The sequence below is a fragment of the Rhodococcus oryzae genome (genome assembly GCF_005049235.1).
Classification (GTDB): Bacteria; Actinomycetota; Actinomycetes; order Mycobacteriales; family Mycobacteriaceae; genus Rhodococcus_G; species Rhodococcus_G oryzae.
The window spans coordinates 128,315-140,656 of the sequence record NZ_SUMD01000011.1 but is presented as its reverse complement, the minus strand read 5'-3'; the positions used below and the strand labels follow the sequence as shown (position 1 = coordinate 140,656).

The following is a 12,342-nucleotide window of genomic DNA, read 5'->3' as shown; positions in this document are numbered from 1 at the left end:
GCGCCTTGGCGGGCACCACCGGGATTTCCGCGGCCGGCGCGACCGGCTCCGGCAGTTCGTGCGGTGTGCCCTTCGCGTCGAAGTAGTCGCCACCCTTCCGGCGCACGTCATCGGTGCCCCAGGACCGATCTCGGTCGACGGGCGCCATCCGTGGAATGTGCTTGCGGCAGTGAATGTATGCCTCTTCGACATCCACGACCACCCAGCGTTCGGGTGTGCGGCCGTTGGCGTGTGTATCGGGCAGGTCGGCCAGCTGGGTCCGTAGGTCGACGTCCTCGACGATGCGGGCCGAGCCGTTGACGTGAAGACCGATCAGGTCGCGGACGAAATCCATCATCAGGATCCCGACATGAGGGTTCTCCCTGATGTTGCCGAGGCTGGCCATAACCCCGTTGCCGCGATACTCCGGATATGCGACGGTCCGCGGGTCGATGACGTGGATGAAGCCCGGTTCACCCGCCCGGAATGTGGAATCGCATTCGCCATGTGCATCGGCGGTCGCGACGAACGCCATTTCCTGCCGTGCAATGAACTCGATCATTGTCGGGTTCAGGTGATTGAGCATCTGATCGGAATAGAACCGCTCGGCACGTTCTGTGGTGCCGAATTCGTTCTGCAGTTCATGTTCGCCAACACTCCCCAAAGTGGGACGAATAGACATGGAACTCCTCGGGAACGGAAGTCACGGACCAGCTGGCCCGTTCATGGGCGGTAACGCTAGCCGAGGGGCCGATCGATCGCACCGTTTCCTCCACGTGGGCGCGAATGCGGTGTCGCGTCCTAGAATTGGCTCCCGTGACTGAGCAGGAGATGACGACGGGCGCCGGCGGATCTCGATTCCGCTGGCAGATGCACGGCGACGGCAAGAAGATCGCGGACGGTGCCGTGGTGGCACCCGACGAGCGGCTGTCGTGGCCCCGCACGGTCGGAATCGGAATGCAGCACGTGATCGCGATGTTCGGCGCGACATTGTTGGTGCCGACGATCACCGGATTCCCGGTGACGACCACGCTCTTGTTCTCGGGCATCGGCACCGTGCTGTTCCTCGTCATCACCAGGGGCCGGATCCCGAGTTACCTCGGTTCGTCGTTCGCCTTCATCGCTCCACTCACCGCCTCGGCGGCCGACGGACCCGCCGCGCAGCTCGGCGCGGTGCTGGCCGTCGGCGTCGTGCTGATGCTGGTCGGCATCGTGGTCAAGCTCGCGGGCGCCCGCGTGCTCGACGCCGTGATGCCGCCGGTGGTGACCGGTGCCGTGGTCATGCTGATCGGATTGAACCTGGCGCCTGCGGCGGTCGGTTCGTTTCAGGCCCAGCCGCTGATCGCGGCCGTCACCCTCGTCGCGATCCTGGTGGTCACCGCCGCCGGTCCGGGACTGCTCGGCAGGCTGGGAATCCTCGTCGGCGTCGTGATCGGGTGGGTGTTCGCCGCGGTGACCGGTGGCCTGTCGACCGAGCGGGTGGACGCCCTGCGTGAGGCGGCCTGGGTGGGCCTGCCGCACCTGCGCGGGCCGAGCTTGCAATGGTCGGCGATCGCGCTCGCGCTCCCGGTGGTGATCGTGTTGATCGCCGAGAACGTCGGTCACGTCAAGGCGGTCGCCGCGATGACCGGTCGGTCGCTCGACGACGTCGCGGGCGACGCCCTCTTCGCGGACGGTCTCGCCACCACCCTCGCGGGCGCGGGCGGTGGCTCGGGCACCACCACGTACGCGGAGAACATCGGCGTGATGGCGGCGACGAGGGTGTACTCCACGGCCGCCTATTGGGTGGCGGCGGCGACGGCGATCGTGCTCGCGTTCTCGCCGAAGTTCGGTGCCCTCGTGTTCACCGTGCCGGACGGGGTGATCGGCGGCGCCACGCTGGTGCTCTACGGGCTCATCGGGATTCTCGGCGTGCGGATCTGGATGGAGGCCAAGGTCGATTTCACCGATCCGGTGAATCTCACGGTCGTCGCCGCGGCGCTGGTGGCAGGCATCGGAAACCTCACCCTGATGGTCGGCTCGGTTGAGCTCGGCGGCATCGCGTGGGGCTCGGTCGGGATCCTCGTCGGGTACCCGCTGATGCGGGCGTTGGCGCGGCTGCGTCGGTGACCGCTCGTCGCCGCGTCCGGGATTCGCTGTTGGTCACAGATTGCGCTCGCTAGGGTCATCGACCGCCGAGTCGGACGACGCCTAGCCTGGCAGGCAGCTACGTCGACACACAGGAGCCTTGATGGAACGCACGCTTTTCGAGCCCGAGCACCTTCTCTTCCGGGAGTCCTACCAGAAGTTCCTCGAGCAGGAGGTCGCTCCCAACCACGACAAGTGGGAAGAGCAGAACATCGTCGACCGTGAGGTCTGGAAGAAGGCAGGCGAGCAGGGCTTCCTCGGCATGGACGTGCCCGAGGAGTACGGCGGCGGCGGCGTCGAGGACTTCCGCTACAACGCCATCATCACCGAGGAGACCACCCGCGGTGGTTTCAGTGGCGTCGGCTTCATGCTCCACAACGACGTGGTGGCGCCGTACCTGCTCAAGCTGGCCAACGAGGAGCAGAAGAAGCGCTGGCTGCCCGGTTTCTGTTCCGGTGAGATCATCACCGCGATCGCGATGACCGAGCCCGGAACCGGCAGCGACCTGCAGAACATCAAGACCCGCGCGGTGCGCGACGGCGACCACTGGGTCCTCAACGGCTCGAAGACCTTCATCACCAACGGGATCAACGCCGACCTGGTGGTCGTGGTCGCGTGCACGGACCCGGACAAGGGTGCTCAGGGCTTCTCGCTCCTCGTCGTCGAGCGCGGCATGGAGGGCTTCGAGCGCGGTCGCAATCTGGACAAGATCGGCCTCAAGGCGCAGGACACCGCCGAGCTCAGCTTCACCGACGTGCGGGTCCCCGCTGCCAACCTCCTCGGCGAGGAGGGCATGGGCTTCATCTACCTGATGCAGAACCTCCCGCAGGAGCGCATGTCGATCGCCGTCGTCGCTGCCGCCGCGATGGAATCCTGCCTCGAGATGACGATGCAGTACGTCCGCGACCGCAAGGCGTTCGGCAAGCCGATCGGCAGCTTCCAGAACACCCGCTTCGTGCTTGCCGAGCTCGCCACCGAGACCACCGCCGTGCGGATCCTCGTGGACAAGTTCATCGAGCAGCTCAACGAAGGCAAGCTCACCGTCCAGGAGGCCGCGATGGCCAAGTGGTGGACGACAGAGGCGCAGGTCAAGCTGATCGATCGCTGCCTGCAGCTGCACGGCGGTTACGGCTACATGCGCGAGTACCCAATCGCCAAGGCGTACATGGACTCTCGCGTGCAGACCATCTACGGCGGCACCACGGAGATCATGAAGGAGATCATCGGTCGGGGACTGAACCTGTCCTGATCGAACCGGACACGAGAAAGGCCGCGGCACCTGGTGCCGCGGCCTTTCTCGTGCGTACCGGGGGTTCGGCCGCGGCGGATCAGATCTTGCGCATCACAGTGACGACCTTGCCGAGAATGGCCGCATCGTTCCCGGGAATCGGTTCGAACAGCGGGTTGTGCGGCATCAGCCACACCTCACCCTTGGTCCGCTTGAACGTCTTCACGGTCGCCTCGCCGTCGATCATCGCGGCCACGATGTCGCCGTTGTCGGCCACACTCTGCTGCCGGACGACCACCCAGTCGCCGTCGCAGATCGCCGCCTCGATCATCGATTCGCCGACCACCTTCAGCAGGAACAACGATCCCTGCCCGACGAGCTCGCGGGGGAGGGGGAACACGTCCTCGACGGCCTCCTCGGCGAGAATCGGACCGCCTGCTGCGATCCGTCCGAGCACGGGGACGAAAGTCGGCTTCGGCAGCTGGGTCTCGGTGCCCTCGCCCGCGGGCTGCGCCGCGTTCTCGAAGCCGGCCTCGGTGTCGGAGGCCGCAACACCGTCGTCCAGCCCGCGGACGTCCACGGCGCGCGGACGGTTGGGATCGCGCCGCAGGAAGCCCTTGCGTTCGAGCGTGCGGAGCTGGTGCGCGACCGACGAGGTCGACGTGAGCCCGACCGCGTCGCCGATCTCGCGGATGCTCGGCGGGTAGCCGCGTTCGCTGACCGAGGCGCGGATCACCTCCAGCACCCGGCGCTGTCGATCCGTGAGCCCCGCCGCGAGGTCGGTTCCGCCTGGGGTGGCGGCCGAGCCGTCGTTGGAGCTGTCGTCCTTCATGGAGGGCCTCCCGTGTCGATGTGGGTTCTGACACGAATCTAGACCGGATTCCAGCATGTTTCAAACATCTGTTCGAGATGTGTCGCGTCAAGTCGAGACTTTGTCGGACCGCCGTGGTAGAAATCGAACATGCGTTCACTCGAACGTGTGAACGAATGAAGCGAAACGATCACCGGCGGAGGTTCCGATGAGCATGGCAGTCCCCATGAGCATGGCAGTTCCCACGAGCAGGGCGGTCCCGAAGAACACGGTCCCGAACGGCGGCAGGTCGCGACAGGTTGCCTCGCGTCGACGCCGGGTGGACGGCTTCGTCGAATACGGCCGGGCGCCGATGCCGGTGTCAAGGGCCGTGCACGGCACGAGCGGGCGGGAGAGCGGAATCGGCGCGCTACTCGTGGGGATGCTGCTGTCGGCGGTCGCCGTGGCCGGCCTGCTCGGGATCGCGCAGGCCCGGTCGAACCCGCCGTTCGCCCTCGGCGAGACCGCGGTGGTGCAGGTGCAGGGCGGGGAGACGCTCAGCGACGTCGCTTCGCGCGTCGCACCGGGGAGTCGTGTCGAGCAGGTCGTGGCGCGGATTCTCGACCTGAACGCCATGTCAGGAGCGTCGGTGCAGACGGGACAATCGCTGGTGGTGCCCGTCGGACCGGTGGACTGAACCCCGATGCGCGCCCTCGGGCGCCCGGCGGCGGTATCCTCGAACCCTGTCAGCCCCACCACATCCAGTGGTCGTACAGGGCTCCTCGGTTCCGACGAAGGATTCGCCATGCATTGCCCGTTCTGTAGGCATCCCGATTCACGCGTGGTCGACTCTCGTGAAGCCGACGAGGGCAACGCCATTCGCAGGCGGCGTTCATGCCCGGAATGCGGTCGGCGGTTCACCACCGTCGAGACCGCGGTGCTCTCGGTGGTCAAGCGCAGCGGCGTCACCGAGCCGTTCAGCCGCGAAAAAGTGGTCCGCGGCGTTCGGCGGGCCTGCCAGGGCCGGGCGGTGGACGAGGACGCGCTCTACAAGCTCGCCCAGAAGGTCGAGGAGGCCGTGCGCGCGGCCGGATCGGCCGAGATCCCCAGCAACGAGGTCGGGTTGGCGATCCTCGGCCCGCTCCGCGACCTCGACGAGGTGGCCTACCTGCGATTCGCCTCGGTGTACCGCTCTTTCAGCTCCGCCGAGGATTTCGAGCGCGAGATCAAGGACCTGCGCGTGCATCGCGAGGAATCCGCGACCGACTGACCGTCACCGGGTGATCGCGGCAATCGCCTTTCGGATTCGCTTCTCGGACACGGGGTACGGGGTCCCGAGCGACTGCGCGAACAGGCCGACCCTCAGTTCCTCGATCATCCAGCGGACCGCGTCCACATCCGGATCGTGGTGCCTGCGCTCGTCCAGGCGTCCGAGCAGTCGGCCGTAATCCTCGTAGACCGCGTCCAGCACCACCAGGCCCTGGCTGTCGCGCCCCGCGCTGGCGGGGAGCGCCTCGAGACGGCGGATGGCTCCCTCCAGGTACCGGGGCAGCTCCCGCAGCCGGTCGGTGCCGGTGTCGGTGACGAATCCGGCGTACATCAGCGTCTCGAGCTGCTCGCGCACATCGTCGGCGGCCTCTCCCGTGGCGCGATCGAGGATCACGCGCAGCTCCTGGGCACGGGACAGCGCGGGGACCACCAACCGGACCAGTACCGCCACCCGAGTGGCGAGCTGGGCTCGCACCGCGGCCTGCAGCTTCTCGAACGCCTCCGGGGTGCGGGTCGGCCCGCCGTTCGCGTCCATCAGCTCGTTCACCGCGCAGGCCCGGCAGTCCTCGACGAGGGCCTCCACGCTGCCGTGCGGGTTCTGACTCAGGGCCAGCCGATCCCGGGTGCCGAGGCCGGAGATCGCGGACTTCGTCGGGGTGACGATGGCGCTCAGCAGCAGGGCCCTTGTGCCCTCGCGCATCGCCTGGCGCTGCGCGAGCGGGGTGCTGAGGACCCTGACCGCGACGCCCTCCTTCTCGGGGACGAGCGCCGGGTAGCCGACCACCTTCTGGCCCGCGATGGTGCGGGTCACGCTGTCCGGCAGGGTGCCGAGTGTCTCCGACGTCCAGGCCGCGGCGGCGGGACGCTCGGTGCTCGAGGCCGCCCTGGCCACCTCGACGTCGACGCGGGGCGAGAGCGAGGCGGAGAGCCCGGTCAGGCTCTTGCTCCGGCCGAGTACCTTGCCCGAACCGTCGACCGCGGCGAAGGTCATCCTCAGGTGATCCGGGACCGCGCTCAGGTCGAAGTCACGGGGCGAGATCGGGGCGCCTGCCATGCGGGACAGTTCCCTGGCGATCGCCATGGTCAACGCCTCGGATCGCGGTTTGACGGCCGACAGTGCCGCCCTGGCGTAATCGGGTGCGGGGACCACGGTGCGGCGCAACGGTTTCGGGAGGGTCTTGATGAGCGCGGTGACCAGGTCCTCGCGCATGCCGGGCACCAGCCAGTCGAAGCCCACCGGACGGACCTGGGCGAGCAGCGCGACGGGGATGCGTGCGGTGACGCCGTCGTCCTCGGTGCCGGGTTCGAACTGGTAGGTCAGCGGGAACGAGATCTCGCCCTGGCGCCAGGTGTTCGGATAGTCGCCGCCGAGCACCCCGGCGGCATCGGCGTTGACGATGGTCGATGCCGTGAAGTTCAGCAGGTCCGGATTCGTGCGCCTGGCACGCTTCCACCAGGTGTCGAAGTGCCTGGCGGACACGGCTTCCTGGCCGACGCGCTGGTCGTAGAACTCGTAGAGGGCCTCGTCGTCGACCAGGATGTCGCGCCTGCGTGCCCTGGTCTCCATCTCCTCGACATCCTCGAGCAGGGCGCGGTTCTGATGGAAGAACTTGTGCTGGGTCTGCCATTCGCCCTGCACCAGCGCGTGCCGGATGAACAACTCCCGCGAGGTCTCGGGGTCGATCGAGCTGTAGGTGACCGCCCGCTTGGCGACCAGCGGAATGCCGTACAGCGTGACCCGCTCGTACGCCATCGCGCAGGCGCGCTTGGTCGACCAGTGTGGCTCGGAGTAGGTGCGCTTGATCAGGTGCGGCGCCAGCTTCTCCGCCCACTCGGGCTCGATGCCTGCCGCCATCCTGCCCCAGAGCCTGGAGGTTTCCACCAGTTCGGCGGCCATCACCCAGCGCGGCGGCTTCTTGAACAGCGAGGAACCGGGGAACACCGCGAACCGGGCGCCGCGGGCGCCGAGAAAGTCCCGCTTGTCGCCCTCGCGCAGGCCGACATGGGAGAGCAGCCCGGACAGCAGCGCCTGGTGCACCGAGGCCTCGCCGGCCGGCTGGTCGTTGCCGGTCCAGCCGAGCCCACGGGTGATCTGCGCGAGCTGGCCGTGCAGGTCCTGCCACTCCCTGATCCGCAGCCAGTGCAGGAACTCGTTCTTGCACATCTTCCGGAACTGGTTGGAGGACAGCTCTTTCCGCTGCTCGCCGAGGTACTCCCACAGCTTGAGGTAGGCGAGGAAATCGGAGCCGGCCACGGTGAACCTGGCGTGCTTCTCGTCGGCGGCCTGCTGGTGTTCGGCGGGCCGTTCGCGCACGTCCTGGATCGACAGCGCGGCGACGATGATGAGGGTCTCGCGCAGGCACCCGGTGTTGTGCGCATGGGCGAGCATCCGCGCCATCCGGGGGTCAACCGGCAACTGTGCGAGCTCCTGCCCGACCGGGGTCAGCTCGGTGACGCCGTCCTTGGCCCCCGGCTTAATCGCCCCGAGTTCCTCGAGCAACGCGACGCCGTCACGGATCGCACGCGGATCAGGTGCCTCCACGAACGGGAAGGCGGCGATGTCACCGAGGCCGAGGGCGGTCATCTGCAGCACCACCGACGCCAGGTTGGTGCGCAGGATCTCGGGTTCGGTGAAGGCGGGACGCGACTCGAAGTCGTCCTCGGAGTAGAGGCGGATGCAGATGCCGTCCGCGACACGGCCACAGCGCCCCGCGCGCTGGCGGGCCGAGGCCTGCGAGATCTCCTCGATCGGCAGCCTCTGGACCTTGGTGCGCACGGAATACCGGGAGATGCGGGCGGTGCCGGGATCGATGACGTACCGGATGCCGGGGACCGTCAGCGAGGTCTCCGCGACGTTGGTCGAGAGCACCACCCGGCGTCCCGTGTGCCGCTCGAAGACCCGGTGCTGCTCGGCCGCGGACAGCCGCGCGTACAACGGAAGGATTTCCGTGCCGCGCAGCTTGCGGTCCCGCAGTGCGTCGGCGGTGTCGCGGATCTCGCGTTCGCCGGAGAGGAACACCAGGATGTCGCCGTCACCCTCGCCGAGCAGTTCCTCGACTGCCTCGCCGACCGCGTCGACGGGGTCGCGATCGATGGTCTGCTCGCCGACGTCGACGCTCAGCGGCCGGTACCGGACCTCGACAGGGAAGGTGCGACCCGAGACCTCCACGATCGGTGCGGGCACCCCGTTCACGGCGAAGTGCTGCGCGAAGCGCTCCGGGTCGATCGTCGCGGAGGTGATGATCACCTTCAGGTCGGGCCGCCGCGGCAACAGTTCCCTGAGATAGCCGAGGATGAAGTCGATGTTGAGGCTGCGTTCGTGCGCCTCGTCGATGATGAGGGTGTCGTACCGGCGCAGCATCCGGTCGCGCTGGATCTCGGCGAGCAGGATGCCGTCGGTCATCAGCTTGATCAGGGTGCCGTCCGACACCTGGTCGGTGAAGCGGACCGTGTAGCCGACGGCCTCGCCGAGCGGGGTGTCCAACTCCTCGGCGATGCGCTCGGCGACGGTGCGCGCGGCGATCCGGCGCGGCTGGGTGTGCCCGATCAGCCCGCGCACCCCACGCCCGAGGTCGAGACAGATCTTCGGGATCTGGGTGGTCTTACCGGATCCGGTCTCGCCGGCCACGATGACGACCTGGTTCGCGGCGATCGCGGCGGCGATGTCGTCACGGCGCAGGCTGACCGGAAGGTTGTCCGGGTAGCTGGTCTTCGGGGTGTTCGCGCGGCGGGATGCGATGCGGGTCTCCGCCTGCGAGACCTCGCGGAGGAGCCCGGTGAGGGCCTCGGGGTTCGAGGCGCGGTCGAGGCGACGCCGGAGTCGGTGCTCGTCCCGGAGGGAGAGGTGGGCCAGGCGGCGCTTGAGCTCGCGCCGGTCGACGTCGGGCAGCTCGGGCGAAGGTGTGGTGGACATGCTCGGACCAGCCTATCGAAAGGCCGCCACTCAAATACCGCAGCCCGCTGTTGCCCTGTGCGAACATCTGCGGGTGACTGCTGCCACGGAGACCCCGGTCTACCCACACACGAATCCGATCTGGCGGGCGCTGCGGCTGGTGTTCGCCGGTCTCGGGATCCTCGCGCTGGTCTGGATTCCGCTGCGCAACATCGACAGCGAGACGTTCTCGACCACGAACTACTTCAGCTACTTCACCATCCTCAGCAACGTGTTGACGGTGATCGTGTTCCTCGTCGGGGCGTTCGCGGACCCGCAGTCGCGGAACTGGCAGCTCTTTCGCGGCGCGACCACCGTGTACATGGTCATCACAGGGATCATCTACGCGGCCCTGCTCGCCAACGTCGATGTGATGCTGCAGGACAAATGGATCAACGTCCTCCTGCACGAGATCCTGCCGCTCGCGATCTTCCTGGACTGGCTGATCAACCCGCCGCGGATGCGGATCACCGACCGGCAGTCGATGACCTGGCTGACGTTCCCGGTCGTGTACGGCGTCTACACACTCGTCCGTGGCCCGATCGTGGATTGGTACCCGTATCCGTTCATCGACCCCCGCGTGCAGGGCTACCTGCAGATGTCCATCGGGCTGGTGGTGCTGCTGTTGGCCATGGTGCTGATGTCGTTCGCGGTCAACGCCGCGGGCAGGCTCGCCCAGCGGTGGCGATACGGTGGAACCGAGCGCCGGATGGCGGCGGAAGGGATCGCCACCGGCGAGAGCGAGGAGATGGCGTGACGAACACCCAGGCACTGTGGCACGGATTCGCGGACATGGGCGCGGTGAGCGATGGCGGTCCGTTCGTCGTCAGCCGCGGCGACGGCGCGTACATCTGGGACGACAAGGGCAACCGCTACCTCGACGCGACGGCGGGCCTCTGGTTCACCAACGTCGGGCACGGTCGCGCCGAGATCGCGGACGCGGTCGCCACGCAGCTCAGGTCGATCGCGCACTTCTCCAACTTCGGCGATTTCGCGCCCGAGACGACGTTCGCGCTCGCCGAGCGCCTGTCCGCGATCGCGCCGGTGCCTGGTAGCAAGATCTTCTTCACCTCGGGCGGCTCCGACTCGGTTGACACCGCGGCCAAGCTGGCCAGGCGCTACTGGCACGAGATGGGCAAGCCGAACAAGCGGATCGTGGTCGGGCGGCAGAAGGCGTACCACGGCATGCACGTGGCGGGCACCGCACTGGCAGGCATCCCCGTGAACCGGGAAGGCTACGGCGAGCTGATGCCGGACGCCAGGACGGTCGAGTGGGACAACGGCAAGAGCCTGCTCGAGCTCATCGAGCGGGAGGGCGCGGACACGATCGCGGCCTTCTTCGTCGAGCCGATCATCGGCGCGGGCGGGATCTACCTGCCGCCGGAGGGCTACCTCGCCGAGGTGCGGCAGATCTGCCGTGACCACGACATCCTGTTCGTCGTCGACGAGGTGGTCACGGGCTTCGGCCGGATCGGCGGCTCGTGGTTCGCCTCGACCCGTTTCGACCTGCAGCCGGACATGGTGACCACGGCGAAGGGACTGACCTCCGGATACGTCCCGATGGGTGCGGTATTCATCGCGCCCCGGGTCGCCGAGCCCTTCTTCTCCGGCGGCGTGTGGTGGCGGCACGGGTACACCTATGGCGGGCACGCGGGCGCGGCAGCCGCGGCGCTGGCGAACCTGGACATCATCGAGCGGGAGAACCTGCTCGAGGAGTCCGCTCGGCTCGAGCGGTCGCTGCACGAGCACCTGTCGCCGCTGGCCGAGCACCCGCGGGTCGCGGAGGTGCGCAGCGGTCTCGGTGCGGTGGCGGCGGTGCAGCTCACGGATCCCGCGGAGGCGTTGCCGTTTGTCAAGACCCTTCGGGAGCACGGCATCTCGGGTCGCGCGGCGGGCGTCGGCGCCATGCAGTTCTCGCCGTCCTTCGTGATGAGCGACGACGAGGTGGCCGAGATGGCGGCGGGGGTCCTCAAGGCGCTCGGCTGAGCGCTCGCGCCCGCCGGTCGACGGTTCAGTGCAGGGTGAGAACCTCTGCGGTCGATCGGCGCGGCGTGCGCCCCGCCGGGGGCGAGCCGGTGACCGAGCCGATCCGGAGCAGGACCTGGGGGAGTCCGGCGTCGGGCGCCAGCGCCGCGATCATGTCCCGGCTCGTTTCGACCTCGGTGAGGTGAGTCAGCGGGCAGGTCGCGATCCCTCTCGACGTCGCCTCGAGCAGGACCGCGGACAGCGCCTGCCCGCACCGCGTCCAGGCGGCGGGTGAGTCGGAATCGGTGCTCAGCATCAGCACGGTGGACTCGTCGACGCCCGGCCCGGGCGTCGACTCCTGCCTGCCGGGACGCGGGAACGCTCGCCCGATCGGGACATGTGCGCTCTCGCCGGTGGTCGCCAGCGAACCGGGTGGTATCCCCTCGCCGGTGAGGGAGTGCCCGGCCCACCAGTGCAGTTCGGCCTGGTAGTCGGAGTCGTACCGCCTGGCCGCGGAGCTGGCGTCGGTCGCCGCGGCCAGCGTCGTCCTCGCCTCGGGCGCGAGCACCGTCAGCGTGACGCCGAACCTGCCCGCCTGATCGCCCAGCCGCCCGACCGGTCCCGCCTCCGCGGCGAGTGGGCCGAAGGGTCTGCGATCGGTGCGGCGGTGGCGGATGGCGGTGACCAGGTCGAAGTCGTGTGAGCGCGGGGTCGCGTCCCGGTGACAGTGGATGGCGGCGACGAGCCGGGGAAGGCTGGGCTCCGGCAGGAGGTCGATGTCCGATCGCCAGCGCAGCGAGGTGAGGGCGACCTCGACGTGATGGAGCGCCGCGCCGCAGCTGATGTGCAGCTGGCGTCCCGACGGATCGGCGGAGGGCAGGAGCCGGGTGCGCTCGCTGAACAGGTCGAGCCGACCCGCGGAGTATCGCCACCGCCAGGGCTGGCTGTTGTGCACCGACGGCGCGCGGCACGCCAGATCGACCGCACTCTGGATGACGCCGGTGTCCGGCACCGCGGTGTCCATGACCGTCTCCTCACCGTTGACCGGTGCCC

9 protein-coding genes and 1 pseudogene are annotated in these 12,342 nt (G+C 68.4%); 6 read left to right on the top strand and 4 right to left on the bottom strand.

What is annotated here, in order from left to right; translation table 11 throughout:
• Positions 1-61: 61 nt before the first annotated feature.
• Positions 62-661, bottom strand: a pseudogene (locus tag FCG67_RS25460) (pyridoxamine 5'-phosphate oxidase family protein); the annotation flags it as partial.
• A gap of 149 nt (positions 662-810) precedes the next feature.
• Between FCG67_RS25460 and FCG67_RS20760 the strand changes: the two are divergent.
• Complete coding sequence (locus FCG67_RS20760; protein ID WP_425467868.1) at positions 811-2,088, top strand: uracil-xanthine permease family protein; 1,278 nt, start codon at positions 811-813, stop codon at positions 2,086-2,088.
• A gap of 121 nt (positions 2,089-2,209) precedes the next feature.
• The gene (locus tag FCG67_RS20755) at positions 2,210-3,355 is read left to right on the top strand and encodes an acyl-CoA dehydrogenase family protein (RefSeq protein ID WP_027499503.1); all 1,146 of its coding nucleotides are present in this window, start codon (positions 2,210-2,212) and stop codon (positions 3,353-3,355) included.
• A gap of 79 nt (positions 3,356-3,434) precedes the next feature.
• Here the strand turns inward: FCG67_RS20755 and lexA are convergent, their stop codons facing one another.
• Positions 3,435-4,166, bottom strand: a complete 732-nt coding sequence (lexA, locus tag FCG67_RS20750) for a transcriptional repressor LexA (RefSeq protein ID WP_136911540.1) — start codon at positions 4,164-4,166, stop codon at positions 3,435-3,437.
• A 187-nt stretch (positions 4,167-4,353) separates the two neighbouring features.
• On the opposite strand from lexA, the gene FCG67_RS20745 reads away from it, so the two are divergent.
• Positions 4,354-4,821, top strand: coding sequence for a LysM peptidoglycan-binding domain-containing protein (locus FCG67_RS20745; RefSeq protein ID WP_136911539.1), 468 nt, complete (start codon positions 4,354-4,356; stop codon positions 4,819-4,821).
• Positions 4,822-4,929: 108 nt separating this feature from the next.
• Positions 4,930-5,394, top strand: coding sequence for a transcriptional regulator NrdR (gene nrdR, locus FCG67_RS20740; protein WP_077041388.1), 465 nt, complete (start codon positions 4,930-4,932; stop codon positions 5,392-5,394).
• Positions 5,395-5,397: 3 nt separating this feature from the next.
• On the opposite strand, the gene hrpA is transcribed toward nrdR, so the two are convergent.
• Entirely contained in the window at positions 5,398-9,306 is a 3,909-nt protein-coding gene (gene hrpA, locus FCG67_RS20735) for an ATP-dependent RNA helicase HrpA (protein ID WP_136911538.1), read from the bottom strand.
• Positions 9,307-9,379: 73 nt separating this feature from the next.
• Here hrpA and FCG67_RS20730 point away from each other — a divergent pair, with 73 nt between their 5' ends.
• Complete coding sequence (locus tag FCG67_RS20730) at positions 9,380-10,081, top strand: Pr6Pr family membrane protein (RefSeq protein WP_136911537.1); 702 nt, start codon at positions 9,380-9,382, stop codon at positions 10,079-10,081.
• Positions 10,082-10,116: 35 nt separating this feature from the next.
• Complete coding sequence (locus FCG67_RS20725; RefSeq protein ID WP_136911592.1) at positions 10,117-11,310, top strand: aminotransferase family protein; 1,194 nt, start codon at positions 10,117-10,119, stop codon at positions 11,308-11,310.
• Positions 11,311-11,335: 25 nt separating this feature from the next.
• Here the strand turns inward: FCG67_RS20725 and FCG67_RS20720 are convergent, their stop codons facing one another.
• Positions 11,336-12,313, bottom strand: coding sequence for an Acg family FMN-binding oxidoreductase (locus tag FCG67_RS20720; RefSeq protein WP_136911536.1), 978 nt, complete (start codon positions 12,311-12,313; stop codon positions 11,336-11,338).
• Between the last annotated feature and the right edge of the window lie 29 nt (positions 12,314-12,342).

Bases quoted from the DNA above. Each gene is read 5' to 3' on its own strand.
- hrpA (WP_136911538.1), bottom strand. From the start codon at position 9,306: ATGTCCACCACACCTTCGCCCGAGCTGCCCGACGTCGACCGGCGCGAG.
- lexA (WP_136911540.1), bottom strand. From the start codon at position 4,166: ATGAAGGACGACAGCTCCAACGACGGCTCGGCCGCCACCCCAGGCGGA.
- FCG67_RS20725 (WP_136911592.1), top strand. From the start codon at position 10,117: ATGGGCGCGGTGAGCGATGGCGGTCCGTTCGTCGTCAGCCGCGGCGAC.
- FCG67_RS20760 (WP_425467868.1), top strand. From the start codon at position 811: ATGACGACGGGCGCCGGCGGATCTCGATTCCGCTGGCAGATGCACGGC.
- FCG67_RS20745 (WP_136911539.1), top strand. From the start codon at position 4,354: ATGAGCATGGCAGTCCCCATGAGCATGGCAGTTCCCACGAGCAGGGCG.
- FCG67_RS20755 (WP_027499503.1), top strand. From the start codon at position 2,210: ATGGAACGCACGCTTTTCGAGCCCGAGCACCTTCTCTTCCGGGAGTCC.
- nrdR (WP_077041388.1), top strand. From the start codon at position 4,930: ATGCATTGCCCGTTCTGTAGGCATCCCGATTCACGCGTGGTCGACTCT.
- FCG67_RS20720 (WP_136911536.1), bottom strand. From the start codon at position 12,313: ATGGACACCGCGGTGCCGGACACCGGCGTCATCCAGAGTGCGGTCGAT.